Source organism: Pseudoalteromonas sp. 2CM39R (assembly GCF_023161845.1).
Genome location: NZ_JALNTM010000002.1, coordinates 424,741 through 451,075, shown reverse-complemented (window position 1 = coordinate 451,075; position 26,335 = coordinate 424,741). Strand labels below are relative to the sequence as shown.

General features: G+C 40.6%; 26 protein-coding genes. 20 read left to right on the top strand and 6 right to left on the bottom strand.

Annotated features, from left to right (window positions below; translation table 11 throughout):
* Nucleotides 1-35: 35 nt before the first annotated feature.
* Nucleotides 36-1,778, bottom strand: a complete 1,743-nt coding sequence (locus MTF66_RS06145) for an ABC transporter ATP-binding protein/permease (RefSeq protein WP_374236804.1) — start codon at nucleotides 1,776-1,778, stop codon at nucleotides 36-38.
* A gap of 210 nt (nucleotides 1,779-1,988) precedes the next feature.
* On the opposite strand from MTF66_RS06145, the gene MTF66_RS06140 reads away from it, so the two are divergent.
* The 10 genes from MTF66_RS06140 (at nucleotide 1,989) to MTF66_RS06095 (ending at nucleotide 11,082) form a co-directional block, all read left to right on the top strand.
* A complete protein-coding gene (locus MTF66_RS06140; protein WP_248526759.1) occupies nucleotides 1,989-3,035 on the top strand; it encodes an NAD(P)-dependent alcohol dehydrogenase in 1,047 nt (348 codons plus the stop codon).
* Nucleotides 3,036-3,233: 198 nt separating this feature from the next.
* Entirely contained in the window at nucleotides 3,234-3,605 is a 372-nt protein-coding gene (locus MTF66_RS06135) for a hypothetical protein (RefSeq protein WP_248526758.1), read from the top strand.
* Nucleotides 3,606-3,678: 73 nt separating this feature from the next.
* Complete coding sequence (secD, locus tag MTF66_RS06130; protein WP_248526757.1) at nucleotides 3,679-5,490, top strand: protein translocase subunit SecD; 1,812 nt, start codon at nucleotides 3,679-3,681, stop codon at nucleotides 5,488-5,490.
* Nucleotides 5,487-6,407: a protein translocase subunit SecF gene (gene secF, locus MTF66_RS06125; RefSeq protein ID WP_248526756.1), complete on the top strand. Its 921-nt coding sequence runs from the start codon at nucleotides 5,487-5,489 to the stop codon at nucleotides 6,405-6,407. Before secD ends, secF begins: the two co-directional genes overlap by 4 nt.
* A gap of 76 nt (nucleotides 6,408-6,483) precedes the next feature.
* Entirely contained in the window at nucleotides 6,484-6,960 is a 477-nt protein-coding gene (locus tag MTF66_RS06120; protein ID WP_248526755.1) for a transcription elongation factor GreAB, read from the top strand.
* Nucleotides 6,961-7,199: 239 nt separating this feature from the next.
* Nucleotides 7,200-8,594: a RimK family protein gene (locus tag MTF66_RS06115; RefSeq protein WP_248526754.1), complete on the top strand. Its 1,395-nt coding sequence runs from the start codon at nucleotides 7,200-7,202 to the stop codon at nucleotides 8,592-8,594.
* On the top strand, nucleotides 8,594-9,697 hold the full coding sequence (locus MTF66_RS06110; RefSeq protein ID WP_248526753.1) for a GNAT family N-acetyltransferase/peptidase C39 family protein: 1,104 nt from the start codon (nucleotides 8,594-8,596) through the stop codon (nucleotides 9,695-9,697). Before MTF66_RS06115 ends, MTF66_RS06110 begins: the two co-directional genes overlap by 1 nt.
* Before the next feature lie 30 nt (nucleotides 9,698-9,727).
* Nucleotides 9,728-10,222: an MgtC/SapB family protein gene (locus MTF66_RS06105; RefSeq protein WP_248526752.1), complete on the top strand. Its 495-nt coding sequence runs from the start codon at nucleotides 9,728-9,730 to the stop codon at nucleotides 10,220-10,222.
* Between the two features lie 120 nt (nucleotides 10,223-10,342).
* Complete coding sequence (locus tag MTF66_RS06100) at nucleotides 10,343-10,591, top strand: hypothetical protein (RefSeq protein WP_248526751.1); 249 nt, start codon at nucleotides 10,343-10,345, stop codon at nucleotides 10,589-10,591.
* A gap of 50 nt (nucleotides 10,592-10,641) precedes the next feature.
* Nucleotides 10,642-11,082, top strand: coding sequence for a GNAT family N-acetyltransferase (locus MTF66_RS06095; protein WP_248526750.1), 441 nt, complete (start codon nucleotides 10,642-10,644; stop codon nucleotides 11,080-11,082).
* A gap of 10 nt (nucleotides 11,083-11,092) precedes the next feature.
* Here MTF66_RS06095 and MTF66_RS06090 read toward each other — a convergent pair whose 3' ends face one another.
* Nucleotides 11,093-12,304, bottom strand: a complete 1,212-nt coding sequence (locus MTF66_RS06090; protein WP_248526749.1) for an ATP-binding protein — start codon at nucleotides 12,302-12,304, stop codon at nucleotides 11,093-11,095.
* 105 nt (nucleotides 12,305-12,409) lie between these two features.
* The gene (locus MTF66_RS06085; RefSeq protein WP_248526748.1) at nucleotides 12,410-13,420 is read right to left on the bottom strand and encodes a GlxA family transcriptional regulator; all 1,011 of its coding nucleotides are present in this window, start codon (nucleotides 13,418-13,420) and stop codon (nucleotides 12,410-12,412) included.
* A gap of 127 nt (nucleotides 13,421-13,547) precedes the next feature.
* Here MTF66_RS06085 and MTF66_RS06080 point away from each other — a divergent pair, with 127 nt between their 5' ends.
* Nucleotides 13,548-15,446, top strand: coding sequence for a beta-ketoacyl synthase (locus MTF66_RS06080; RefSeq protein ID WP_248526747.1), 1,899 nt, complete (start codon nucleotides 13,548-13,550; stop codon nucleotides 15,444-15,446).
* 101 nt (nucleotides 15,447-15,547) lie between these two features.
* On the top strand, nucleotides 15,548-16,624 hold the full coding sequence (locus MTF66_RS06075; protein ID WP_248526746.1) for an energy transducer TonB: 1,077 nt from the start codon (nucleotides 15,548-15,550) through the stop codon (nucleotides 16,622-16,624).
* A 4-nt stretch (nucleotides 16,625-16,628) separates the two neighbouring features.
* Here MTF66_RS06075 and MTF66_RS06070 read toward each other — a convergent pair whose 3' ends face one another.
* Nucleotides 16,629-17,045: an MgtC/SapB family protein gene (locus MTF66_RS06070; RefSeq protein ID WP_054561617.1), complete on the bottom strand. Its 417-nt coding sequence runs from the start codon at nucleotides 17,043-17,045 to the stop codon at nucleotides 16,629-16,631.
* A gap of 227 nt (nucleotides 17,046-17,272) precedes the next feature.
* Between MTF66_RS06070 and MTF66_RS06065 the strand changes: the two genes are divergently transcribed.
* From MTF66_RS06065 to MTF66_RS06055, 3 genes are all read left to right on the top strand, one after another.
* Nucleotides 17,273-18,766 (top strand): BCCT family transporter, encoded by a 1,494-nt coding sequence (locus MTF66_RS06065; RefSeq protein WP_248526745.1) that lies wholly within the window; start codon nucleotides 17,273-17,275, stop codon nucleotides 18,764-18,766.
* 75 nt (nucleotides 18,767-18,841) lie between these two features.
* Nucleotides 18,842-19,186, top strand: coding sequence for a hypothetical protein (locus MTF66_RS06060; protein ID WP_248526744.1), 345 nt, complete (start codon nucleotides 18,842-18,844; stop codon nucleotides 19,184-19,186).
* The gene (locus MTF66_RS06055; protein ID WP_239963464.1) at nucleotides 19,176-19,484 is read left to right on the top strand and encodes a hypothetical protein; all 309 of its coding nucleotides are present in this window, start codon (nucleotides 19,176-19,178) and stop codon (nucleotides 19,482-19,484) included. The genes MTF66_RS06060 and MTF66_RS06055 overlap by 11 nt, the downstream gene beginning before the upstream one ends.
* Nucleotides 19,485-19,498: 14 nt before the next feature.
* Here the strand turns inward: MTF66_RS06055 and fghA are convergent, their stop codons facing one another.
* Together fghA and MTF66_RS06045 are read right to left on the bottom strand one after the other, a co-directional pair.
* Nucleotides 19,499-20,335 carry an S-formylglutathione hydrolase gene (fghA, locus tag MTF66_RS06050; protein ID WP_248526742.1) on the bottom strand — a complete coding sequence of 279 codons (837 nt, stop codon included), beginning with the start codon at nucleotides 20,333-20,335 and terminating at the stop codon, nucleotides 19,499-19,501.
* Nucleotides 20,336-20,390: 55 nt separating this feature from the next.
* Entirely contained in the window at nucleotides 20,391-21,512 is a 1,122-nt protein-coding gene (locus tag MTF66_RS06045; protein WP_058585125.1) for an S-(hydroxymethyl)glutathione dehydrogenase/class III alcohol dehydrogenase, read from the bottom strand.
* A gap of 110 nt (nucleotides 21,513-21,622) precedes the next feature.
* Here MTF66_RS06045 and MTF66_RS06040 point away from each other — a divergent pair, with 110 nt between their 5' ends.
* The 5 genes from MTF66_RS06040 (at nucleotide 21,623) to MTF66_RS06020 (ending at nucleotide 26,276) form a co-directional block, all read left to right on the top strand.
* Nucleotides 21,623-22,504 (top strand): LysR family transcriptional regulator, encoded by an 882-nt coding sequence (locus MTF66_RS06040; protein WP_248526740.1) that lies wholly within the window; start codon nucleotides 21,623-21,625, stop codon nucleotides 22,502-22,504.
* Between the two features lie 89 nt (nucleotides 22,505-22,593).
* Nucleotides 22,594-23,811: a lipoprotein-releasing ABC transporter permease subunit gene (locus MTF66_RS06035; protein ID WP_248526738.1), complete on the top strand. Its 1,218-nt coding sequence runs from the start codon at nucleotides 22,594-22,596 to the stop codon at nucleotides 23,809-23,811.
* Nucleotides 23,804-24,502, top strand: a complete 699-nt coding sequence (gene lolD / locus MTF66_RS06030; RefSeq protein WP_248526736.1) for a lipoprotein-releasing ABC transporter ATP-binding protein LolD — start codon at nucleotides 23,804-23,806, stop codon at nucleotides 24,500-24,502. The genes MTF66_RS06035 and lolD overlap by 8 nt, the downstream gene beginning before the upstream one ends.
* Complete coding sequence (locus MTF66_RS06025) at nucleotides 24,492-25,736, top strand: lipoprotein-releasing ABC transporter permease subunit (RefSeq protein WP_138600620.1); 1,245 nt, start codon at nucleotides 24,492-24,494, stop codon at nucleotides 25,734-25,736. The genes lolD and MTF66_RS06025 overlap by 11 nt, the downstream gene beginning before the upstream one ends.
* 9 nt (nucleotides 25,737-25,745) lie before the next feature.
* On the top strand, nucleotides 25,746-26,276 hold the full coding sequence (locus tag MTF66_RS06020) for a DUF924 family protein (RefSeq protein WP_248526734.1): 531 nt from the start codon (nucleotides 25,746-25,748) through the stop codon (nucleotides 26,274-26,276).
* The last annotated feature ends 59 nt before the right edge of the window (nucleotides 26,277-26,335 follow it).

Genomic DNA, 26,335 nt, shown 5'->3' with positions numbered 1-26,335 from the left:
TTATTCTAATCATTTAACCTACTAGTTAACAGTGTTTATTCATCGCTTTGCTGTAACTGCCACATTCGTGCGTATTCACCATTTGCTGCAAGCAGTTGTTGGTGTTGACCTTGCTCAACAACCTGTCCTTGTTTCATAACAATAATTTTGTCTGCGTCAGTAATTGTTGATAAACGATGCGCAATGACTAAGCTGGTATGTCTTTGTGCAACTTCACGCATCGCGCTGAGAATGGCTTGTTCTGAATGCGAATCTAGCGCCGATGTTGCCTCATCAAATAATAAAATCGGTGAACCTTTTAAAATGGCTCTGGCTATTGCAATGCGTTGTTTTTCACCGCCTGATACTTTTAAACCGCGCTCACCAACAAGGGTTTTATCGCCTTTGTCTAGACTGGCAATAAATCCATCTAAATGGGCAAGGCTTATGGCTTTATCAATTTCATCTTCGCTTGCCGTTGGATTTCCGTAGGCGATGTTTTCGCGAATGCTGGTATTAAATAGCACGGTATCCTGCGGTACGATGGCAATTGCTTGGCGCAAACTTTCAAGTGTCACTGTGTTGATTGCTTGCTCATCGATATAAATTTTACCTGCATCAACATCATAAAAACGGTAGAGCAGGCGGCTTAGAGTACTTTTACCTGCGCCACTGGCACCCACAATCGCCACTTTGCTGCCAGAAGTAACCTCAAAGCTTAAGTTATTTAAAATTGGCCTTTGTTTGTCGTAACTAAACGACACATTTTCAAATCGAATAGCTGCTTTGGTTGCTTTTAATGGTTTTGCATCTTTGTCATCGCTAATGGCGGCTTCTCGATTTAACAGCCCCAGCATATTTTCAAGGTCAGTCAGCGCACGGCGTATCTCACGATAAACAAAACCTAAAAAGTTAAGTGGTAAAAATAACTGGATCATATAAGCATTGATCATCACAAGCTCACCTATTGTCAGCTCTTTATTGACCACTGAGCTGGCACCTAGCCACATTAGTGCTGTAATAGCCGCGGCAATAATAAGTGCTTGCCCTGAATTAAGGGCTAGTAACGATAAACGATTTTTAAGCCTCGCTTGTTCCCACTTAGCTAAAAAGCCGTCGTAGGTGCTCGCTTCATAGTGTTCATTGTTGAAGTACTTAACGGTTTCGTAATTTAGTAAGCTGTCGATTGCACGGGTGTTTGAGTTGTTATCGGCAGCATTTGCTTCACGAATAAATCGGTTACGCCACTGAGTTACAATCACAGTAAAAGCAATGTAACTAGCAACCGCAATTAATGTGACCAGTGCAAACCAAGGTGAAAACAAGGTTGCAAAAATAATGGCTACTGTGATTATTTCAAATAGGGTAGGTACGATATTAAACATTAAAAAGCGCATTAAAAAGCTGAGGCCACTTGTGCCACGCTCTATATCGCGACTGATACCACCTGTTTGCCTATCAAGGTGAAAAGCAAGCTCTAAACTATGCAAGTGTTTGAAAACTTTTAAGCCAATATGGCGCATTGCGTGCTCAGTAACACGGCCAAATAACGCATCGCGTACTTCACCAAAAAATACACTAGCAAAGCGAAGCAAACCATAAGCGATCAGCAAGGCAATAGGAACGCTTAATAGCGGGTTGATACTCGCATCAACCGCGTCAATTATTTCTTTTAGTGCCCAAGGCATCAGTAATGTGGCGCCTTTTGCAGCAATAAGCGCTAAGACGGCTAATATGACTCGGCCTTTAAAGCTCATTAAATAGGGCCAGAGTGTTTTGATGCTTTGTGATAGGTTCATTGCATCAGGCGATCTCGTCACCTGTTCTTTGCGGCTCATTCCACGCATGGGGGTCTCTTAAAATCAATTTGATAAAAATAGGCAAAAGCTTTCGTGTTTTAGGCAAGTGTAATTTGTTAATTTACCTCTATACTGAATGCATTATACACCAGCGCATTAGCAAATTAGTTAAATGCATGAGTAAAACACGAAGAAAACTAAGGAGTAAGCATGAAAACCGTCGGTTATGCAGCACATGATTCTGAAAAACCATTAGAGCCGTATCATTTTGAACGCCGTGCACTTCGTGATGAAGATGTATCAATTGAAATTCTGTATTGTGGCGTGTGCCATTCAGACTTACATACAGCAGAAAACGACTGGGGCTGGACTCAGTACCCAGTGGTACCAGGCCATGAAATCGTTGGTCGCGTCCTCGAAGTAGGCAGCGGCGTTACTAAATATAAAGTGGGCGATAATGTTGCTGTGGGTTGTATGGTTGATAGCTGTTTAAGCTGTGACCAGTGTCATAACGGTGAAGAGCAGTTTTGCCGTGAAGGTATGGTAGGGACTTACTCAGGACAAGACCGCATTAGTGGTGAACTCACTCAAGGTGGCTATTCAAAGCACATTGTGGTGCGTGAAGAGTTTGTACTTAATGTGCCAGAAGGCTTAGACCTTGCTAAGTGTGCACCAATTTTATGTGCGGGTATCACAACGTATTCGCCATTACGTACATGGAATGTGGGCCCTGGTAGCCGTGTTGGTGTGATTGGTTTAGGTGGTTTAGGTCACATGGCAATTAAAATCGCAGCAGCAATGGGCGCACATGTTACGGCAATTAGCCGTAGTGATAAGAAAAAACAGCAGGTTTTATCTTATGGCGCAAAAGATTTATTGGTATCGAGCGATGAAGATGCCATGCAAGCGCATGCAAATCAATTTGATGTGATCATTAATACCATTCCGGTAAAACACGACTTTACGCCGTATATTCCGCTTTTAGATATTGATGGAACGCAAGTATTGGTTGGTCAAGTAGGTGAGCTTGAAGAGACTAACTCAGTGCCATTATTAATGGGACGTCGCCGTGTTGCTGGCTCATTGATTGGTGGTATAGCGCAAACTCAAGAAATCCTCGATTTCTGTGCATTACATAATATTCTGCCAGAAGTTGAAATGATTAAAATGGACCAAATAAATGACGCATTCGATAAGTTAAAGCAAGGTGATATGGCCTCACGCTTTGTTATCGATATGTCATCATTAGAAGTTTAAAAAAGTTAAATGACTAAGCGGGCCTAATTAGGCCCGCTTTTGTTTTAGTCACTTTTATTTAAGTAATAACTTGTGTTTTATTTTTTTGTCCTCATTATAACCCTATTATCCACTTAATTTATTGGTCAGTTCTTGTTACGGTTTTTCTCAGTCATTATCTTGCTATTTACTGTGTTCTTTAGTGCACAGAGCATGGCTATGCCTGACACTCACTCACACTTTGCTGCGACTAAATTGTTCCAAGTCGAGCTGACTAAAACCCCAGTTATTTCCCAAACTCATACAGTTGAACATCCTAAACCGGTAGAACCATCGGGGTTTGATACCCTAGTGCCGCGTTTAACTGCCAGTAATTCATCATTATTTCTTTATCACAGTCAGGTTGACCCTGATTATGAGTTATTGATTGAATTCTTTGCTGAAGACTGGAGAAAAGAGCACTTTTTAGCGCCGCCAAGTGTTGTGCGTGTGATCCCATGGTTTGCATTAGCCACTCAACGAAAATCCCGCATTAGTGGCTGGAAAGACGCTAATCTCTTGTACAAAGCCAATACAACCTACCATAGCTAAACGACTTCCTTCGTTACTTTTTATTTTTTGAATTAAATATTTACCGGCTCACAATGCCGGAAGGAAGTTATGTATGTCACATAAATCAAAGCCGGCGCTATGGCGTCGTCTAAAAATGAGTTATGTCGCTATGATAGCGGCGTGTATTTTATTAGCGGTTAGCGCACTACCTAACCTTTACCCTAACAAATCTTGGTTGCACATTAACTTGCCAGATCAAACTGTGACGCTGCAAAGTGTGACAACGTCACTAAATCAACATAGTTTTGAAGTCTCGGAAGCCAATGAGAACCAAGCACAACTGACCATTTTATTAGCTGAGCCTACCCAAAGTGCCAATGCTATGAGTTTTATTAAAACACAATACCCACAGCTAGAGGCTAAAATTGTTGAGCATGCGACAAGCCCACAATGGCTTCAGCAGCTGGGTCTTTCACCGATTAAATTGGGACTCGATTTAAATGGTGGGGTGTTATTTGTGCTTGATGTTGACCTAGATAAAGCAATGCAAGAGCACTTAAACAGTGTGTATCAACAAACTAAATTGACGCTTCGCAAAGACAAAATCCGTGGTATTCGGGCAAGTGAAGTAAAAGAAGGGGTTGAACTACAAATTTTACCAAGTGGTAAGGAGCAACTTGCAGGGCTCGTCTCAACGTTACAAGGTCAATTTAAAGGCCTGATGCAAACTAAATCAACGACTAATAACCTAACCACGGTATTACTGCATTTTAATGAGCAAAGTCAAAACGAATTTGATAAACAGGTTATGGCGCAAAGCTTAACAACCCTGCGTGGTCGCATTGAAGAGCTTGGTATCACTGAGGCGGTAACGCAAAGACAAGGTAAGCAGCGCATTCGCATTGAGTTACCCGGGGTACAAGACCCATCAGAAGCGAAACGTATTATTGGTGCAACTGCGACCCTCGATTTTTATCAGGTCGTCGAAGTAGGTGGTAAAGCGTTTAATGTACAAGGCGGTGGCGTTGTTAATTTAAATCAGATGGCGATTTTTTCAGGTGATCACATTAATAATGCCAGTGTTGGCAAAGATGAATGGGGCAAGCCTTTAGTTCAGCTCAGTTTAGATTCGCAAGGTGGCGATGCGATGTCTGCTTTTTCGAAAAACAACATAGGTAAGCCAATGGCCACGGTGTATTCGGAATACTCACGGGATGCAAATGGCGACGTTGTTAAAAAAAGCGAAGTGATCAATGTGGCAAACATTGCCCAGCATTTAAGTTCTCGTTTTAGCATTACTAATATGAAAAGCCCTCAAGCAGCCTACGATTTAGCGCTTTTACTACGTGCAGGGTCACTCACAGCGCCAGTGACAATCGTTCAAGAACAAACCATAGGCCCAAGCTTAGGCAGTGAAAACATTGAGCACGGTTTAGCAGCGTTAATGCTGGGTATCGGTATTACCCTTGCGTTTATGGCGCTTTGGTATCGTCGCTTAGGTTTGATTGCAAATATTGCTTTACTCCTTAATTTAACGGCTTTAGTCGGTTTAATGTCGTTATTGCCGGGTGTTGTGCTGACATTGCCAGGTATTGCAGGGCTTGTACTAACGATAGGTATGGCAGTTGATACAAATGTGATTATCTTTGAGCGAATTAAAGAAGAGAAACGTAAAGGTCGCCCCACTTATCAAGCGATTGAGCAAGGCTATAATCAAGCATTTACAACCATTTTTGATGCCAATGTGACTACGATGATCACGGCAATTATTTTATACGCCATTGGTTATGGGCCGGTGAAAGGCTTTGCAATCACGTTAGCGCTTGGGCTATTAACCAGTGTCTTTACTGGCGTTTATATTTCAAAAGCGCTTAGCCAAACACTCTACATTAAACTAACTAATTTAACGGGGGCTAAAGCATGAGTTGGTCAACATTAACTGCTGCGAGTAAAGCACGCGTTTTAGGTCTTGTGCTAAGCTGTGTTTTAGTCATCTCGAGCCTAGGTGTTTTATCTGTAAAGGGATTAAATTTTGGCCTTGATTTTACAGGTGGCTACATCAGTGAAATTAACACAACGTCAGTCACGACAATTGCTGATTTAAAGGCAAAGTTAAGCCCTGAGGTTGCGAGCAAATTAACCATCAGTAAAGCGGGTGAATATCACTTTGTTTTAAGAGAAGCACCAGAGGCTAGCAAAGCCAGTTCTTGGCAAGCAGAGCTGAATGAACAAGGTGTAGACTATAGCGTATTATCTAGCTCATTTTTAGGCTCACAAGTGGGTGATGAGCTTTTTGAACAAGGTTGTTTAGCTTTATTTGCGGCGCTGATTGCAATTATGGTTTATCTTGCCGTGCGCTTTGAATGGCGACTCGCGGTAGGTTCAGTGTTTGCACTGTTACATGATTTAACTTTAGTGCTTGGTTTGTTTTCTTTACTAGGGCTTGAGTTTAATTTAACCGTGCTGGCAAGTTTACTGGCCATTATTGGTTATTCATTAAATGACTCAATTATTGTTGGCGACAGAGTCAGAGAGCTTTTACGTATTCAGCCAGACAATCAACGCATTAACACCCATGTCGTGATTAACGATGCAATTGGTTCTACCTTAACACGTACGTTGATCACCTCAGGCACAACACTTGCGACCATTGCCTGTATTTGGTTGCTTGCTGGTGCTGCATTAACGGGCTTTGCCATTGCGTTATTTGCAGGCATTGTGGTGGGAACCTTCTCATCGATTTGTATCGCCGCTACCTTGCCGCAGTTATTGGGGTTAAGTTCAGAGAATTACACCCAAACACTGGATGATAAAACCAAAGCCTATATGGATATGCCGTAAGTCAGTTTTATAACTTACTTTCATCAGCCGCTATTTTTCCATAGAATAGCGGCTTTTCTGTTTTAACTGCTTTGATATGAATAAAACACACGTAATTGAACATTTACGCTTTGCGCTAGAGGCACAACTGCAAAATGCCAAAGCAGCGGCAAAAGCGGCTCATGACGCTGCAACTCACGAAGAAAGTGTTGCCGAAACTCAATACGATACCTTGGGTTTAGAAGCCGCTTATTTAGCGCAAGGGCAAGCTGAACGAGTTAATGAATGCTACCGTGATATTCAGTCATTCGATACAGTGTTTAAAGAAAGCGAATTTAATAAGGTTCGTGAAGGTGCATTAGTGTGTCTTATCGATGAGCAAGATAACGCAAAGTGGTTTTTTATGGGCCCAAGTGCAGGTGGCTTAGTGGTCACAGTAAAAGAGCAGCCTATTTATGTTGTGACACGAGAAGCGCCGTTAGGTAAGCAATTGATTGGAAAGAGCCTTGATGATGAAGTTGAACTCTCTATTGCTGGCAATAAACAGTTGTACGCCATAGAACAGTTAATTTAGTTATTGGTATTTTTAATCAGTAAATTTCATCTTCAAGTAAAAAATATCTCGTTGGTCACAAAGCAAAAAAACCTCTATAAATCACATCAAGCTTAAGGCTTATAGCAATACGCTTAATTCCCAATTATTGCGTATTGGTATTTCAAGCACCCATCTAGTTAAGTGAAGTTTAGCCTCATGCGTTCACTTAATTGGTTGGGTGTTTTTCATTTTATTTATGGCTTAATTTAGGAAAAGTCGTGTTTAAAACCTTGATTGTGGTTGATAACAATGAGCAACGTATTGCTCAAAATTTCGAAAATGTCACTACCTTTGACACCTACTTACGTGATTACCCAAAACATAATGAGCCAAAAACACGCATTTTAAACTTGTGTGATACAGGGCAGTATTTAAGTAAAGGTTATTATTGTTCTTTGCTTGCTGAAGCAAGAAAGCATCAGGTATTACCAAGTGTAAAAACAATTAATGCGCTACGTAGCGATGAGCACAGCACGCGTCATAAAGCGCTTGCTGGTGGCACTGTATTTTTTGGTCACACAGATAAAGAGCAGCAAAGTAAAGCAACCAAAGCGTTATTCTCGCAATATCCTGCGCCTATTTTGGTGTGTGATGAGCAAGGTGTTGTGAAGCAAGGCACGATTGCATCATTAGATGACACAGGCTTTACGGAGTTTGTAAAACAACTCAGTAGCTTTACTGAGTCTGTATGGCGCATTCACGATAAAAAACGTCGTTACCGTTGGGATATGGCTATATTGGTTGATCACCAAGAAAAGGTGCCGCCAAGTGATAAAGATGCCATTGCTAAATTTATAAAAGCAGCCGCTAAACATGGTATTTATGCACAAGCACTGACATTTGATGAGATTACCAATATTGCACAATTTGATGCGTTATTTATTCGCCAAACCACAGCCATCGACCATCCAACCTATCGTTTAGCGAGTAAAGCACAAAGCTTAGGGTTAGTGGTCATTGATGATGCTGAGTCGATACTGCGCTGTTGTAATAAAGTGTATTTGCACGATGCCTTTAATTATCAAAAAGTGCCGAGTTTAAAAACTCACGTTGTGGCTGATACAAATGAAGAGACAATTGAAAGTTTAGAAGCAAACTTCAGCTATCCGCTGGTATTAAAAATGCCAGAAGGCTCTTTCTCAAAAGGCGTATTTAAAGTTGCTAATCGTGATGAGTTAGTTGCTAAGTTAACTGAGCTGTTTGAGTTCAGTGCACTGGTGCTTGCACAAGAGTATATGTACACCGAATACGACTGGCGTGTCGGGGTGTTAAATGGCCGTGCAATTTATGCGTGTCGTTATTTAATGGCCCGTAATCACTGGCAAATTTACAATCATGATGCAAAACGCTTCTTCTCAGGTGGTTTTGAGACCTTGCCAACCTTTGAGTTACCTAAAGTGGTGCTTGATGCAGCATTAAAAGCCTGTAAAACAGTGGGTAAAGGTTTGTATGGTGTTGATGTTAAAGAGCATCAAGGTAAAGCATACGTGTTAGAAGTGAATGACAACCCAAGTATCGACCATAAAGTCGAAGATGCCTATTTAGGTGATGAGCTTTATATGATCATTATGGATGAGTTTAAACAACGCCTAGAAGCACGAGGCCGCGGTTAATGAACGCATCTGTTTGTCAAATCCGCTTTGCACAGGCTACGGATTTGACGGCTCTTGTCGCCATTGAAGAGCAAAGCTTTAGCCAAGATAGATTAAGTAACCGTAGTTTAAAACGCTGGATCAGCGCAACTCACGGCTTATTGATGGTGGCTGAGGTAGATAATCAACTAGTTGGATATGGTTTAGTGTGGTGCCATAAAGGGACGCGGCTTGCCCGGTTATATTCACTGGCGGTTTTGCAATCTCAGCAAGGCAAAGGTATTGCTTCACAGTTACTGCTTGCGCTTGAAAATGAAACGGCTAAACGGGGCCGTTTATACATGCGTTTAGAAGTTGCGGTAAACAACCAATCAGCAATTCGTTTATATGAAAAACTGGGTTACCAGGTGTTTGGTCATTACAGTGATTATTATGATGACCATAGTGATGCCCATCGAATGCAAAAAAACATTCGTCGTAATATCGAATTTAATGCCGATAAACACACACCTTGGTACCAGCAAACAACCGAATTTACCTGTGGCCCAGCGGCGTTATTAATGGCAATGTCATCATTGAATGATACCGCAATGAGCCAGCTCAAAGAGCTGGATATCTGGCGTGAAGCGACGACTATTTTCATGACTTCAGGGCATGGCGGTTGCCATCCTTTAGGGTTAGCGCTTGCAGCAATGAAACGTGGTTTTAAAGCCGATGTTGTTTTAAATACCCGTGATACTTTGTTTATTGATGGTGTAAGAAGTGAAAAGAAAAAAGCCATTTTGCATTCAGTACACAATCAGTTTGTAGCCGAAGCGATAGCTGCAAAACTGCCAGTACGCTATCAAGAGTTAACCTTGGCTACCATTGAAGATTGGCTTGCTGAGGGTAAAGCAGTGGTGTTATTGATCAGCACTTACCGATTTGATGGTAAAAAATCACCCCATTGGGTGTGTGTAACGCATATTGATGAGCATTGCTTGTACGTGCATGACCCGTTTTGTGAAAACGAAAAACAATTGGCGATTGATTGTCAGCATGTGCCTATAGCCAAAGCCGATTTTAGCAAAATGGCTAGTTTTGGCTCATCAAGACTCAGTACAGCGATGGCCTTTTATTTATAATTTTGATTGTTAGTTTGATTTGGAAGTGCAGTGACACTGAGTAGTTTATTTGATATTGCCCCTTATTCTTGGTCAGCAATTGGTAGCGCCGCTTTTTGCGGCGCAATTATTGGTATGGAGCGTCAATTACGCGGCAAACCTGTGGGTATTCGTACGTCAGCGCTCATTGTGTTAGGTACTTATTTGTTTCTATCAACAGCGTTTATGTTGCATGGAGAAGATATTGATCATTCACGTGTAGTTGGCCAAATTATCACCGGTATTGGCTTCTTAGGTGCCGGGGTGATGCTTGCAAAAGATGGCGCGGTTGTTGGCGTTACATCCGCTGCGACAATTTGGGTGTTAGCTTCAATTGGTGTTGTCATTGCCACCGACAACTTGCTAGCTGCAATAAAACTATCGGTGCTAGTGGTAGGTATTTTATATGGCGTAGATGTACTTGAAGCTAAATTTAAGAGCTTAGGGCGCGGTGTACATGCCCGTGTAAAACACTATTCAAAGTTGTATTATCGAAAAGAAAAGTGAAATTAGAAGGTAATAGAAGTTAGAATTTAGAAGTTAGAAGTGAGTTTCTAACCATAGCCTTTAAATGCTTTTTGGTATTGATATACTTTGTGTTTATAAGGCATAAAAAAAGGGACTTATATGAAATTACTCTTGTTTATTCTGACTCCACCCTGTTTTGTTATAAGTTCTACGGTTAATGCGATTGTACCAAACACTGAATATTACCAATCAGCGCTAGTGCACATTACTCAGTTAAATGAACAACTTTCTAAAGTTGAAATTGCATTGAAAACAGAACATAACAAAGACGTTTATCAACAATTGCAAAAAAATTTACAAGATGAAATTGTATTAATCAAAAGCGAGTTGCTTTATACAAACAAATAGAGCAGCAAAATTTGATCATGTATTCAAGCACCCATACATCAAAGTAACGAATGGAAAAAAGTTACATAATAAAGCCAGCTAGTTTAGAAGAGCTGTTACTTGTCGATAGTCAAATTCCTGAGTTTGATGGCCGAAATACCTTTAGCAAATTACAAGCAAAGTGTGCAGATGTTGAGCATCTAGCTTTAGTGGCTTATATCAATAATGAGCCTGTGGCCTACAAACTGGGTTATGCCTTAGATTCAAACACTTTCTATAGCTGGCTTGGGGCGGTTGCACCAAAATGTAGAGGGCAGGGCATTGCACAGGCTTTATTAAACGCGCAAGAAGCATGGGTTAAAGCCAACAATTACCGAACCATAAAAGTTAAGTCGATGAACCGTTTTCCTGCAATGCTAAGTATGCTTATCAAAAATGGTTATGCCATAGCAGGTTATGAAGACAGAGACAGCCCACAAACTAGTAAGATTTTATTTACGAAAGACATTTAAACTTATTAGCTTACTTAGGTAAGCTAATTAAAAAGTGTGCGCCAACATCACTTTCTTGTACGCAAATATCGCCTTGCAGTTGTTGGCTAACAATTTTCTTCGCTATGCTGAGGCCAAGCCCTATACCTGATTGGTTGTTTTTACCTTTATAAAATGGGGTGAAAATTGAGCTTAGTTCAGTACTGCTGATACCGGTGCCGTTATCGGTGTAGTGAATTTTTAACACCTCATCAAAATCAAAAATATCAATCTCTATTATAGGGTCTGTAATATTGTTGAATGCATGCTCAATTGAGTTTTGCACTAAAATAAACAGCACTTGCTTGAGTAAGTCTATATCAACTTCAATTTGGCTATGAGGTTTTTGATAATTAATATCTAATTTGATACCGCGATGTTTCATTTGCTCTTCTAAGTGCTTATACAATGACTCAGAGAGTTGCTCTAACGTCATGATTGTTTTACTTGATTGTGATTTGGTATACAGCAAATCTTGTAAAATACGAATCTTGTAAGCAGATGAAGTTAAGTTTCTGTCTAGTAGTTCATTGGTATTTATCAATGTCTCTAAAGTATTTTGCAGTGCTTGTTGGCTAAGTCGTTTTTTTAAAAGTCTGGTTTGTGTTTCTTTGACAGCAAGTTGAGTAACATCTACTGCGGTAATGCAGTTACCGAGTGGTGTGTTGAGCTCGTGGGCTATTCCTCTAATTAAAGTGGCTAGTTCAGCAAACTGTTGCTGCTCAAACGCTTGTTTTTGTTGATACAATAATTTCAGTTGTGTTTCGAAGCTTTGCTTAATGGTTTCGAGTAGCTTTATCACAGGCTCGTTATATTCATGGGGTTTGCTATCTAAGATACATATCGTGCCAAATGGGGTAGTGTCTCCTGCACATATAGGTAAACCTAAATAAGAAATCATATTAAGCTTGATATCAGGGTTTTCTTTCCAGTTCTCATCAATAAGTGCGTTTGGTATGTTCAGTAAGTTCTGCGTTTTTACGACATGCTCACAATAAAGGCCTGAATCTTCTAACTCTTCACTGTCACCAATTTCATAAGGATTATCTTGGTTATTGTTTTTTGAAAACACACTAATAATATTGTTTTCTACTTTCATTACTAAGGCGACGGGTACATCAGCAAAAAGGGCTAAAACTTCGAGGGTTTTATTCCAACTTTGCACTAATTCATCATAATCAAGCTGATACATTTTTAGACTCAAACAAATACCTATACAACTAACTAAAAGCTTAGTAATAATTTTTAATTCAGCAACTTAAATATGATTAATCTGACCTTTGCTTAGAACATTTCCGGCATTTTAGCTTTAGCCAAATAGTTTTCGTCTAACGACTGTGCGATATTCACTAGGTGTTTGTGAAAGCACTTTCTTGAATACCCGTGTTAAGTGACCTTGGTCGTTATAACCAACTTCCAGTGCAACTTCTTGAATAGACAAATTTGAAGACGCTAATAACTCTTTTGCAGATTGTACCCGCAACTGTTGCCAATACTCCACAGGAGTTTGGCTGGTGGCTTGGCGAAAACGGCGAGTAAAAGTACGGTAGCTTAAACTAAATTGTGCTGCAATTTCTTGCAGAGTCAGTTCAGAGGTTAAATTGTTTTTTAGCCAAAATTGAATTTGTGCGATGAGTTCATCTGGGTGTTTATCGACGGCACCCTCAAGGTAGCGCTGATCTTCATAGGGCTTACGAATTTCATGGGAGAAATTACGCTCAACATGTTGTGCCGCTTCTCGTCCGTAATATTGACTAATAATATGCACAATAACATCGGCAAGGGCATTTAAACTCGCAACTGTATACATGCGCTCAGATTGTGTGATGAAAAAATCAGGCTTAAGCTGCACTTTAGGGTAGTCACGTTTAAATTGTTCTGCGTAATGCCAGTGGGTGGTAGCCGGGTGGCCATCCAATAAGCCTGCTTCTGCAACTAAACAATTACCTGTGCCTACACCAATGATATGACTGCCTTGTTGCCAAGAATCACCAAGCCAGTTCACCAAACTTTGCTGTTTGCTCACCACAGGACGCGGGTTTCGCCAAATCCCAGGCACAATAATCAATTCACTAGCAGGCGCGGTGACGGTTTCGCAATCGGGCATAATTGAAAGCCCAGTACGATTAGGGATCGCTTTTAGACTACTTGCCACTAAATTGATGTTTAGAGGTTTAAATTCGTTCTGCTGACGATGGCTTTTTGCAAAGGCCTCACCAGCTCTGAGCATTTCAATAGGCAGGGTTAAACTGGTTATTAATAAATGAGGATAAACCAAAATACTAATTTCAATGGCTTTTACTTGTTGAAGTTTCGTCACTCAAATTGCTCCGACCAGTTTATTTTGGCCTATTGTGCATGTTATTTGGCTATTTAAGCATAAAGCGTGTTAATTAATCCATTTAAACTTGGCTTAATTCTCATAACACGTTTTCTCAAGGTTTTTTATGACAGCATTACCCGTTATTGTTGGTATGGGTGGTATTAATGCCGCTGGCCGCACTTCTTTTCATCAAGGTTATCGTCGTATCGTGTTAGACAGCTTGGACGCTAAAGCCCGTCAGGAGACATTTTTAGGCTTAGCGACATTAATGAACTTAGTCACTCTTACTGAAGGTGTACTTAAAGATGCCCAAGGCAATACCATTGCCGAATCAGACATCGAAGCTAAGTTCGGTGAACAAATTTTAGCTGGCACACTTATTCGTAAAATTGAAAAAAACCACTTCGATGTGGATGCGACTCCATGGCAGCAAAAAATGACGTTAACAGCGTCAGATGAACAGCAGATTGTTTTTGAAACGCGCCGCCGTGATTTACCAACTCCAGTACCAAGTGCTTGGCAGGTTGAAGAATTAACTGATAAAAAAGTTAAAGTCACAATTAGTGCTGATCTTGCTATTAAACATGACAGTACGCGCGATAATCCAATTAAAGCGGCCGGTCAATTACCAACAGGTTTTGAACCTTCGGCTATGTATAACAGCCGTTATCAACCAAGAGGCTTGCAAGCGACTATCTTTGCCGCAACCGATGCGATTCGTTCGACAGGTCTGGCGTGGCAGCAGGTGATGAATAGTGTTGAGCCTGATCAAATTGGCACTTACTCAGCTTCTGTGGCTGGTCAAGTTGATGATGAAGGATTTGGTGGACTTATTCGTGCGCGTCAGCAGGGCGACCGTGTGAGTACAAAACAGCTTGCACTTGGCTTAAACACCATGTCTACTGACTTTATCAATGCTTATGTAACAGGCAATGTGGGTACAACCTTTACTACATCAGGTGCATGTGCAACGTTTTTATATAACCTACGTGCTGCAGTAAACGATATTCAAGCGGGTCGTACCCGTGTAGCTATTGTGGCGTCTGTTGAGTGTGCTATTACACCTGAAATTGTTGAAGGTTTTGGCAATATGAGCGCACTTGCAAATGAAGAAGGTCTAAAGCGCCTTGATAATACAGATGTGGTTGATCATCGCCGTACAAGCCGTCCATTTGGTGAAAACTGTGGTTTTACAATTGGTGAAGGCGCACAAGTTGCTATATTAATGGATGATGCATTGGCATTAGAGTTAGGTGCTGATGTGTTAGGCAGCGTTGCAGATGTGTTCGTCAATGCCGATGGTATTAAAAAATCAATTACAGCCCCGGGCCCAGGTAACTACATCACGATGGCTAAATCTGTTGCACTAGCAAGCAGTATTGTTGGCCAAGAGGCGGTACAAAAGCGTAGCTTTATTTTGGCACATGGCTCAAGTACACCACAAAACCGCGTAACAGAATCACTGATCTATCATAAAGTGGCAGAAACGTTTGCAATTGATAATTGGAAGGTTGCTGCGCCTAAAGCGTATGTTGGCCATACCATTGCTCCAGCTAGTGGTGACCAATTAGCTATGGCATTAGGTGTGTTTAGTCACAACATTATGCCGGGTATTACGACAATCGATAAAGTGGCAGATGATGTGTATAGCGAGCACTTAGACATTCGTACTGAACACTATCAATGTGATGCAATGGATATTGCCTTCATTAACTCAAAAGGTTTTGGTGGTAATAACGCAACGGCGACTGTCTTATCACCGGCAATTACATTAAAGATGCTTGCAAAGCGTCATGGTGATGAGGTTATGGCGCAATATCAAGACCGTCATACTCAGGTAGCCAAAGCGCAAGCTGACTATCAACAACACGCTGATTTAGGTCATTATGAGCTAATTTATCGTTTTGGTGATGGCTTAATTGATGAAAATGGTATTGAAATTAGTGAAGATTCAATGACAATCCCAGGTTTTGATAAAAAAGTTTTATTATCAAAACCAAACCCTTACCAGGATATGTTTTAAGATCAAGGCATGTTTAAGCACATTCTTGACAGCAAGGCGCTTTTAAAGCGCCTTTTTTAGTGCTATAAATGTTCCTATCTAAGGGATTTGGAGCTATTGTCATGATTAAATTCACTAAACTCGCAGCACTTTGTTCACTTATCGCATTACCAACACACGCTTTAGCACGAGACGTCAACGACTTAGGTGTTGATATTCAAGCTGCTACCTCTGCTTATATTGTTAAAAATTCAAACAAACGTTACCCAGGTAGTTATAACGGCTCCCGTCTAGAAGGCTGGGCATTAATGTCTTATGTGGTTGATACACAAGGTAAGGCAAAAGACATTGAAGTGATCATGGCATCTGATACTCGCGGTAGTGAAGAAAATGCAGAGAAATACTTAACCAACTTAGAGTTTGCACCTGCCACAAAAGAAGGCAAAACCGTAGAAGGGGGTTACCTGTTTTCATTTGAAGTAGGTAAGTATTTTAATGGTTACTCAAATGATAAAGCGAGCCGTGGTTTTATTAATGAATACGATGAAGTCAATAAAATGCTGCAAGCAAAAGAGTTTAAAAAAGCTGAGCAAGCATTGGCTGAGTTATATAAAGATCATACTAAAAACACTTCAGAACAAGCATTATTTGCATGGTTGAAAAGCCAATATTATTATCATCAACAGCAATGGTTTGGCTTTGATGAGCAGTTGTCTGTAGCCTATTTACTGCGAGCTAAGTTACCAACAGATATACAATATTTAGTCGCTAAAAGTGCTCTACAATGGTACAGCTTCAAGGGCGATTTTAATCTTGCTTACAATGCTATTTATGCGTTAGATAATATCGAGGGTAAACAGTTTTCAGAAGAAAACAAACTTGCCACTATCAAGCAAATTGATGACCTATTGGCGCGAACACCGCAGATTAATTCACAAATCAATGTTTCAAAAGATAAGCTGTCATATTTATCTTTATCTCGCGGTTCAATCAAAATTGAAGGCGCGAGCGATGTTTCTAAATTACAGATCCGCTGTGCCGATCAAGTCATTGACCTTGAAGCAAGTGAATCGGTTAATTATGTCATTGATGAGCAGAGCAGACGTTGCGGTTTATTAGTTAAATCTGCAAACCCTGCTGAGATTAAAGTTAAACAAACTGGCTATGCCATAGTTAACTCAAAATATGACGCGAGCTAATTGTTTACTTTAAGCGCTTAACATACCTTAGCGTTACGAAATTAATCAACGCCATTAAAAAGGCGATTTCGTAACGACTAAATGCCACAGCAATGCCAATAAGTCCCATGTTCCAAATACTGGCTGCTGTGGCTGTTCCATAGGTAGAGTTTTTGTTCTTCAAAATGGCACCACCGCCAATAAAACCAATACCCGTGATAATCCCTTCGAGTACTTTTGATTCTGCCTCTGAACTTGTTAAAACAGACATGCCCACTAATGCATAACCACATGATGCAACAGCGACTAATGGAAATGTTCGTAGACCTGCACCATTACTGGTTTTTTCTCGATCAAAAGCCATTGGAAGGGCAAGTAAATAGGCAATACCTAGATGAATTAGATTATCGAGAATTTCATACCAATCAATATTAAAGTCCATGCTTTGCTCCTTGCTATATAGATTTTGATAGCTTTGCAATTTCAATACCCGATCAACAAATTGAATAAAATGAGGAAACTAGGGACATGTAGCCGGGTTTTTAAAAGCATGCCTTGCTATAATTTGCGATTTTTACGCAGTGCTATGTCATTTTTTCAGCCTTTTGGCTGTTTGAATTTCAGCCATGCTAACAGTATGCTAAACACGCTGACAAAATAGGCTTCACATTGAAACATTCCATCTCCTCCCTAGAAAAAACCGCGCTTGCACTGTGTATGTTTGGTGCACTGATTGCTGTGATTTTGCCTGATGTTATCACTGAGCATGTTCAGCCGTTTGTACAAATGCTGTTAAAATGGACTGGTAGTAGCTTTTTCTTATTGGTGAATTTTTTATTGTTTGCCATCATTATTTTAGCCATTAGCCCACTCGGTAGCCGTAAAGTAGGTGGTGAGCAGGCTGTTGTTGAGTATTCAAGCTTTGGCTGGTTTGCTATGTTGTTTGCTGCAGGGATGGGCTCTGGCTTGGTTTTTTGGGGCGTAGCAGAGCCGGCATTACATTCTCTCGACCCACCACTTAAACAAAGCTTATATCCAGATAGACTAGCCAGTAGTCTCGCTTTAACTCTAGTGAATTGGGGCGCCCATGCTTGGGCACTTTATGCTGTTTTTGCGCTAGTGCTTGGGGGGTTAACGCAATACAGTGGGAAGTCAGGAGATATTTGTGCCCCTGTTTTAACGGCGCTTGGTAATCGCATTGATAAGTCTGCAAAATTTACTGTGTCATTTATAGTAAAGTTAATTGCTGTAATCGCTATTTTTTTTGGTGTCGTCGGCACCATAGCTAATTCCACTTTACTGATCAGTAAAGGTGTTGAAATAGAGTTGGGGGTTACTTCAACTTTATTAGTGGGTTCATTAATCGTTTGTTTGTTAGCAGTTATTTATTCGCTGTCGGTTAAATTTGGATTACGACGCGGGGTACAGTCACTAAGTATATTTAACGTACTTCTAGCATTTAGTCTGCTTTTTTGGTTGCTACTAGTGGTGCCAATTGAGCCTATTATAAAGATTGCTTTAGATGGAACCGGCTACTATTTACAGTTGCTTGCAACTGGCACTTGGCAATTTGATAGCCAATTAAAAACGCCTGACTGGGCCGCTCATTGGACATATAACTATTACTTTTGGTGGTTAGCGTGGGGGCCATTTGTTGGTGTGTTCCTAGCCAAAATTAGCCAGGGGCGTAAAGTTTGGCAATTTATTTTGGCAGTTGTGTGTATTCCAACTTTAGTGACCATTATTTGGTTTGCGACCTTTTCGGGAGCAGCAATTGAATGGGATAGACTTAACCAAGCGGGCATTTTAGTCGCTATAAAACAAGATTACAGCCAAGGTTTATTTGTATTTTTTAATCAACTAGATTGGCAAGGAACCGTGTTTATTTGGGCCAGCTTATTACTACTATTGATATTTGTTGCCACATCCGCAGACTCTGCAATATTAGTCATAAGAGAGCTGGTTGGCTCTGAGCAAAATAACCGTGTAACACTCTACGCATGGTGTTTAGCATTATTCATATGTAGCTTTGCATTGTTACTGCTACAAGATGAACCATTAAATCGTAGCGTTGCAATTTTAGGCGCTTTACCTTTCTTGTTAATATTCCTATTGCAGTTAGTTGGGTTCCTAAAAGAGTTTATTCGCGATATTTGTGATTAATCTACAGTTTTTTACAGTTAAATTACGCGTTTGTTATTATGCTTAGAAAATAAGCTTAAGTGTATTGGAGGACCGATGCTTAAATCTTTGTACGTAATACTATCAGTTAGTTTACTCAGTGGCTGTACTGCAGTTGGCTTAGTTGCAGATGGAATTGGCGGGCGCACGAGTCAAGCACAGCCGGCAAGCGCCTATGCTGATAAAAAAGATAATGACCGAGTTAACTATGGCATGACTATGACGATGCTAGGTTATGAAATCGACAAAGCGATTATTGAAGGCCTAGAGAATGGTAGTAAAGACAAAGACGTTGAGCTTAAATGTCGTCAAATTAGTCGCACAGTAAAAGAATGTGTTGAGGTTAAAGCTGAGCCAAAAAAAAGACCTACATTAATGGATAGTTTTAACAATGAAGATTAGCTTTTCAAAACTTGTTATTTGCTTAGTTAGCTACCAATTAGTGGGGTGTACAGTGGCGGGGTCAATAGTCGATGGCTATGCAAAAAACTCACAACCAACAAATCTTGCAACTACAAATGCAAATCAAACTAACAGTACTGTAACCGATGCTGAAGGCTTTTCATTCGCAAAGTTAGGCTTTGAAATTGATAGCGCTGTTATTGGTTTACTCAAACCAAAAGAAGAACAACCGCAATTAGTTTGCAGGCAAATTACACGCAGTATTAAAGAGTGTGAGGAAGTTAAGCCCTCACACTAAAAATTAAGTATTAATCACAGATACTTTTGATGAAACATCAGGTGTTCGTCAATAAAGCTGCTGATAAAGAAGTAACTATGATCATAACCGGCGTGCATGTTGATCTCAGCTGGGTAATCTTTTTCGTTTACGACAGCAAATAAGTTCTCAGTTTTGAGTTGCTCAGTTAAGAAGTTATCGGCCTCACCTTGATCAATACGCATCGGTAAATAATCATCAGCGGCAGCTTTTTTCATCAATTCACAGCTGTCGTATTCAAGCCAACTTGCTTTATCACTACCTAGGTAATTACTAAACGCTTTTTCACCCCAAGGGCAATTAATCGGGTTCACAATTGGGCTAAAAGCACTGGCACTGACGTATTGTTTAGGGTTTTTAAGTGCAATCATCAATGCACCGTGACCACCCATAGAATGACCAGCAATGGCTTTTTTGGTCGTTACAGGGAAGTGTGCTTCGATAAGTGCAGGTAATTCAGAAACCACATAGTCGTACATGTTGTAGTGCACATTGTAAGGCGCTTGAGTCGCATTGACATAAAAACCAGCACCTTGACCAAAATCGTAGTTTTCGTCGTCAGGCACATTTTCACCGCGCGGGCTAGTATCTGGAGCGACAATCGCAATACCTAGTTCAGCCGCTTTTTTAAATGCTCCGGCTTTTTGCATAAAGTTTTCATCTGTACAGGTTAAACCTGACAACCAATACATCACTGGCACTTTATTCGTTTCGCTGGCACCTGGCGGTAAAAAAATCGCAAAGCGCATAGCACAATGTGTGCTGCTAGCTTGGTGGGTATATTGTTTATGCCAGCCACCGCTGACTTTTGTTGAGCTTATGTTTTCTAGCATAACCAAATCCTTGAAACAAAGGCGCTAGGAATCAACCTAGCGCCAAATTAAAAGATTAATAATGAATAACTGAGCGGATGCTCTTACCTTCGTGCATTAAGTCGAAAGCTTCATTGATATCTTCAAGTTTCATGGTGTGTGTGATGAAATCGTTTAACGCAAACTCACCATTCATATAGCGCTCAACAATCTCTGGTAGCTCAGAGCGACCTTTAACGCCACCAAATGCACTACCGCGCCATACACGGCCTGTTACCAGTTGGAATGGACGAGTAGAGATCTCTTGGCCTGCACCTGCAACGCCAATGATTACTGATTCACCCCAACCTTTGTGGCAACACTCAAGTGCAGAGCGCATTACATTAACGTTACCGATACATTCAAATGAGAAATCAACACCACCGTCAGTCATTTCAACAATGACTTCTTGGATTGGTTTGTCGTAGTCATTTGGGTTGATTAAATCAGTTGCGCCTAATTTAGTCGCAAGATCAAACTTACTGGTGTTGATATCAACACCAATAATACGTTCAGCGCCAGCCATTTTCGCACCGATAATCGCCGATAAACCGATACCACCTAAGCCAAAAATAGCGACAGTATCGCCTTTTTGAACTTTTGCTGTTTTAGTAACAGCACCCATGCCGGTTGTTACGCCACAACCAAGTAAACAAATTTCTTCAAGAGGCGCTTCTTTGCTTACTTTAGCAAGTGAAATCTCTGGTAATACAGTGTACTCAGAGAAAGTAGAGCAACCCATGTAGTGATAAATTGGTTGACCATCTTTATAGAAACGCGTTGTGCCATCAGGCATTAAACCTTTACCTTGCGTTTCACGAACTGCAGAGCATAAATTTGTTTTGCCCGATTTACACATTTTACACTCGCCACATTCAGCAGTGTAAAGAGGAATAACATGATCGCCTACTTCAACATGTGTTACGCCTTCACCTACGGCTTCAACAATACCGCCACCTTCATGGCCAAGGATTGCTGGGAAAATACCTTCAGGGTCTTCACCAGACAAAGTAAATGCATCGGTATGACAAACACCTGTAGCAACAATCTTTACAAGCACTTCGCCTTTTTTAGGCATCATTACATCCACTTCTTCAATTGATAGTGGTTGATTTGGACCCCAAGCGATAGCCGCTTTTGATTTGATAAAATCAGTCATAACGTTCCCTTATAGTTGTTGGAAGTAAGTATTAAACTTAGTCTATTTTATTTGTTTCTCAATGAATGATAATCTTCGTTTTATTAAAACACTTTTACAGTATGGTAATAATGAATCGTTGGCACGGAATTGATGAGTTTTTAGCGGTAGCAGAAACAGGCAGTTTTACAAAAGCAAGTAAACTACTGGGTATGTCAGTGGCCCATGTAAGCCGTTATGTGAGTCAATTAGAAGAACGATTAAACACCCAATTGTTAACCCGAACAACCCGTAAAGTGGTGCTAACGCAAGAGGGGCAGGTGTTTGCGCATCAAACTAAACAATTACAGCATGCCATGGATGATGCCACGGCACTGCTTGCAGAGCAGCAACTGACACCAAAAGGTAGTATAAAACTAACAGCTCCTGTGATGTATGGTGAAAGCTTCATCATGCCTGCGGTACATTCGTTTATGCAAAAGCACCCAGATATTGAAGTGATCAGCCACTTAAGCAATGAGCAAGTCAATCTACTAGAAGATGGGTATGATCTCGCAATTCGGCTCGGTCATTTAAAAGATTCATCATTAAAAGCACGGCGTATTAGTAAGCGCAGGCTTGTTATTTGTTGTAGCCCTGAATATATCAATAAATTCGGCCAACCACACAGTGTGAGTGAATTACATCAGCACAATTGCCTGATTGGTAATAACAGCTACTGGCGGGTAAAAGAGCAGGGTCAAGATAAGCACATCAAAGTGGCAGGGCGTTTGGCCTGTAACAGTGGTTGGGCATTGGTTGACGCTGCAATAAAAGGGATAGGCATCGTGCAACTACCAGATTACTATGTCAATGACCACCTAGCCAATGGCAGGTTGAGTGCTGTACTTTCGAATGTTGCACCGGAACCTGAAGGGGTATGGGGGGTGTATCCACCAAGGCAGTTTATCGCAACCAATGTAAAAGCATTACTTGACCATTTGGTTGCTACTGTTCAAGTATCAGATTTATAATTATTTTTTACAATTTCGCGCATCCCATGCTAGTTAAATCTATGCTAATATGAGCGCATATTTAGCCCTTGGAATACCCATAATTTATTATGTTTCAACCTGTTAGCCTTTTTATAGGGCTGAGATATAGTCGCTCCTCAAAGGGCAATGCCTTTATCTCATTTATTTCATTTTTCTCTATCGCGGGCATTGCTATTGGTTTAATGGCCTTGTTTACAGTTAGTTCAGTAATGAATGGCTTTGAAAATAACCTTAAAACCAACATGCTTGGTTTAATTCCACATATTGAAGTATCAGCCGAAGATAATTCGAAAGAAACCATGCTGCAGTTAAAGCAGCAACTAGCAAATTCTCAAGATGTTAAACAAGTTAACCTATACCGCCATGGCGAAGCCATTTTACAAACTAACCAAGATTTGCACGGCGTATTGTTACAAGGCCTTTATGATGAAGGAAGCTCCATCTATAACGTAAAATATAAAATTGTTGCCGGCAATTGGTCACAAGTAATGGACAGCAACTACCATATTGCGATTAGCCGCTACTTGAGTCGAAAATTGGGTATTTCGCTTGGGGATAAAGTACGGGTGATCATGCCTAATGCCAGTTCGTATACCCCCCTTGGTCGAGTTCCGAGTCAGCGCTTGTTTACCGTTGCTGCACTTTATGAAACACAGTCTGAAATTGATATGTCATTGGCATTTACCAGTGGCTATTCGTTAGGCAGAGTTTTAAAACTAGCAAAATCAGCAGCACCCAATTTGAGTGTATCGCTTTATGAACCATTTGCTGTTGAGCAAGTATTGCAATCTCAGTTAGCTATTTTAAACGATTACACAGTGACTGATTGGCGAGCTAGCCAAGGCACACTATTTGCCGCTGTGGCAATGGAAAAGCGCATTATGTCGATGTTACTTGGCTTAATTGTGCTCGTTGCGGTGTTTAATATCGTTTCAGCATTAACCATGATGGTCAGTGAGAAGCAAAGTGAAGTCGCTATTTTACAAACACTGGGCTTAACTCCGTTACAAGTGCAGCACGTGTTTATGATCCAAGGCTTATATAACGGCCTTATCGGTACCAGTATTGGTGCGTTACTTGGTGTGCTATTAAGTAGCAACATTAATGAATTATTGAATATGTTAGGCATCAATTTACTAGCGGGTGTGAGTTTACCCGTTAAATTTGATGTTATGAGTTTGAGTTTAATTGCCGCAGGGAGTATTGCGATGAGCTTTTTAGCTACCTTGTATCCTGCCAGAAAAGCTGCAAAAGTGAATCCAGCAGAGGTATTACGTTATGAGTGATTTAGTTATCAATTGTCAGCAGTTAAATAAAGTCTATCAAGATGGCGATAACGAGGTTGCGGTATTAAAAGGGGTTGATTTAGCACTTACACAAGGCGAAATGTTAGCTGTTGTAGGGAGCTCTGGCTCAGGAAAAAGTACCTTATTGCATATATTAGGCACCTTAGATAACGAAAGCTCAGGCAAGGTTGAAATTAAAGGTCAGCAGGTTTCTAAATTAAACCGTAAACAACAAGCCAGTTTCCGTAATGAAAATTTGGGTTTTATTTATCAATTCCACCATCTATTAATGGAATTTACTGCCATCGAAAATGTTGCAATGCCATTATTAATTAAAGGTTTAAGTGCAAAAGCGGCAACCGAAAAAGCCCGTAACATGCTAGATAAAGTTGGGTTATCTCATCGTAGCGAACATAAACCTTCTGCGTTATCAGGTGGTGAGAGGCAGCGGGTTGCAATAGCACGTGCATTAGTAACCGAGCCTGCTTTGGTGCTTGCCGATGAACCAACCGGAAACTTAGATAAACAAAACGCAATTAAGATTTACGATTTAATTAAAGAATTAAATACTAGCTTAAAAACCAGTTTTGTTGTGGTAACCCATGATTTAGAACTTGCAGATAAACTAGGCAAAATTGCCTATTTAGATGATGGTAAGCTTGCAATTAAAGAGTCTCAGCATGTTGCTTAGTGCCTTTATTTCAAAACGCTTTCGCGCCCATAGTGGCCAAAAAGACGGACAAAACGGTTTTGTTAGTTTTATCGCTAAAGCATCGACAATCGGCATACTTTTAGGTGTCGCTGTGCTAATTGTTGCTTTATCAGTTATTAATGGTTTTGAGCAGCAGCTAGTACATCGGCTTTTATCGGTTGTACCTCAGGTTGAATATGTTGCCCCTAACAAACCAATCAATAATTGGCAGTCAAAAGTTGCTCTACTACGCTCTCAAGCCGGTGTAACAGGTGCTGCGCCGTTTATTAGTGTAAACGGCATGGCGCAATATAAAAGTGAGTTAAAAGCAGTTGAAGTGCGTGGAGTTAGCCCTGAATTTGAAAATCAAGTGTCGGCGTTAAACCAATTTACAGAAGGGCGCTTAGTTAGCCAGCTACAACAAGAAGATGTGCTTTTAGGCCAACAAATCGTTAACCGATTAGGTCTTAAAATTGGCGACCCAGTTACCTTATTAATCCCACAGATAAACCAGCAAAGTAACACTTTATTGGCGCCAAAGCGTGTTAGCTTGAATCTTGCGGGTATTATAAAAATGGGTGGCCCAATTGATGAAACGGCGGCTTTCATTCGCCTTGATAAAGCGCAAAGTGTGTTGAGTTTTGAGCAAAACCAAGTAACCGGCTTACGATTACAAGTAGCTGATGTGTTCGCAGCCCATCAAACGGCGATGCGTGTGGGGCAAGTTATTCCTGATTATGTCTATGTCTCGAGTTGGTTTAGAACCCAGGGTAGCTTATATCAAGATATTCAAATGGTTCGCACGATTGTGTATATCGTGGTGTTTTTAATAATTGCGGTAGCGAGTTTTAATATTGTTTCGTCATTAGTTATGGAAGTACGTGAAAAACAGGCAAATATCGCAATTTTAAAAACCATGGGCGCACAAGATAGCACCATTTTAGCAACCTTCGTAATGCAAGGTTTTACACAAGCTTTAATTGGTGTGATATTAGGCACGATTATCGGTGTAATGCTTGCGTTAAACATCAGTGAACTGTTCACTTGGGCAAGTAACTTATTTGGCGACAACCCGTTACAAGGGGTTTATTTTATTGAGTTTTTACCCAGTAAACTAGTTTGGCAAGATATTGTTATCACGGTGATTGTTACTTTTGTTCTCGCTATTTTGGCAACCTTATACCCTGCGTGGCAAGCAACCCGAGTTGACCCTGCAAAAGTTCTTGGTAATTAAGGAGTGTTTATGGATAAGCAAAGGGTTATCGATTTTTGGTTTGAGGAATTAGGCCCAGAAGCTTGGTATCTACAATCAGATGAAGTTGATGCATTAATTACGCGTGAGTTTTCAGAATGCCTTTTGCAGGTTATCGCTGGCGAGCATGCTGATTGGCGAGTTGACGCTCTAGGTTCTTTAGCTGAAATTATCGTGTTAGATCAGTTTTCACGCAATATTTACCGTAATACGGTGAAAGCGTTTAGCCAAGACCCGCAAGCACTAAGTCTCGCTCAAAGAGCAATTGAACTTGGCTTTGATAAAAAGTTACCTAGCTCTCAAGCTGCGTTTATTTATATGCCGTTTATGCACAGTGAATCGAAAGTTATTCATCAGCAAGCTGAACAATTGTTTAAAGGCATGACTAATTATGAATTTGAACTAAAGCACAAAGTGATTATTGATAGGTTTGGTCGCTACCCACATCGCAATAAAGTTTTAGGTCGTGAATCAACAGCTGAAGAGCTGCAATTTTTAACAGAGCCTAACTCTTCTTTCTGAGTTGATTGAATAGTACGCAAGTAAATTTAAATGCTCTTTGATTGCCCGTAAACACTTGC

Excerpts from the sequence above, each read along its gene's own strand:
- MTF66_RS06145 (WP_374236804.1), bottom strand. The coding sequence starts at position 1,778 with ATGAACCTATCACAAAGCATCAAAACACTCTGGCCCTATTTAATGAGC.
- MTF66_RS06045 (WP_058585125.1), bottom strand. The coding sequence starts at position 21,512 with ATGACTGATTTTATCAAATCAAAAGCGGCTATCGCTTGGGGTCCAAAT.
- lolD (WP_248526736.1), top strand. The coding sequence starts at position 23,804 with ATGAGTGATTTAGTTATCAATTGTCAGCAGTTAAATAAAGTCTATCAA.
- MTF66_RS06080 (WP_248526747.1), top strand. The coding sequence starts at position 13,548 with ATGACAGCATTACCCGTTATTGTTGGTATGGGTGGTATTAATGCCGCT.
- MTF66_RS06070 (WP_054561617.1), bottom strand. The coding sequence starts at position 17,045 with ATGGACTTTAATATTGATTGGTATGAAATTCTCGATAATCTAATTCAT.
- MTF66_RS06035 (WP_248526738.1), top strand. The coding sequence starts at position 22,594 with ATGTTTCAACCTGTTAGCCTTTTTATAGGGCTGAGATATAGTCGCTCC.
- MTF66_RS06100 (WP_248526751.1), top strand. The coding sequence starts at position 10,343 with ATGAAATTACTCTTGTTTATTCTGACTCCACCCTGTTTTGTTATAAGT.
- MTF66_RS06140 (WP_248526759.1), top strand. The coding sequence starts at position 1,989 with ATGAAAACCGTCGGTTATGCAGCACATGATTCTGAAAAACCATTAGAG.
- MTF66_RS06110 (WP_248526753.1), top strand. The coding sequence starts at position 8,594 with ATGAACGCATCTGTTTGTCAAATCCGCTTTGCACAGGCTACGGATTTG.
- fghA (WP_248526742.1), bottom strand. The coding sequence starts at position 20,335 with ATGCTAGAAAACATAAGCTCAACAAAAGTCAGCGGTGGCTGGCATAAA.
- MTF66_RS06025 (WP_138600620.1), top strand. The coding sequence starts at position 24,492 with ATGTTGCTTAGTGCCTTTATTTCAAAACGCTTTCGCGCCCATAGTGGC.
- MTF66_RS06135 (WP_248526758.1), top strand. The coding sequence starts at position 3,234 with ATGCCTGACACTCACTCACACTTTGCTGCGACTAAATTGTTCCAAGTC.
- MTF66_RS06020 (WP_248526734.1), top strand. The coding sequence starts at position 25,746 with ATGGATAAGCAAAGGGTTATCGATTTTTGGTTTGAGGAATTAGGCCCA.
- MTF66_RS06060 (WP_248526744.1), top strand. The coding sequence starts at position 18,842 with ATGCTTAAATCTTTGTACGTAATACTATCAGTTAGTTTACTCAGTGGC.
- MTF66_RS06075 (WP_248526746.1), top strand. The coding sequence starts at position 15,548 with ATGATTAAATTCACTAAACTCGCAGCACTTTGTTCACTTATCGCATTA.
- MTF66_RS06120 (WP_248526755.1), top strand. The coding sequence starts at position 6,484 with ATGAATAAAACACACGTAATTGAACATTTACGCTTTGCGCTAGAGGCA.
- MTF66_RS06040 (WP_248526740.1), top strand. The coding sequence starts at position 21,623 with ATGAATCGTTGGCACGGAATTGATGAGTTTTTAGCGGTAGCAGAAACA.
- secD (WP_248526757.1), top strand. The coding sequence starts at position 3,679 with ATGTCACATAAATCAAAGCCGGCGCTATGGCGTCGTCTAAAAATGAGT.
- MTF66_RS06055 (WP_239963464.1), top strand. The coding sequence starts at position 19,176 with ATGAAGATTAGCTTTTCAAAACTTGTTATTTGCTTAGTTAGCTACCAA.
- secF (WP_248526756.1), top strand. The coding sequence starts at position 5,487 with ATGAGTTGGTCAACATTAACTGCTGCGAGTAAAGCACGCGTTTTAGGT.
- MTF66_RS06095 (WP_248526750.1), top strand. The coding sequence starts at position 10,642 with ATGGAAAAAAGTTACATAATAAAGCCAGCTAGTTTAGAAGAGCTGTTA.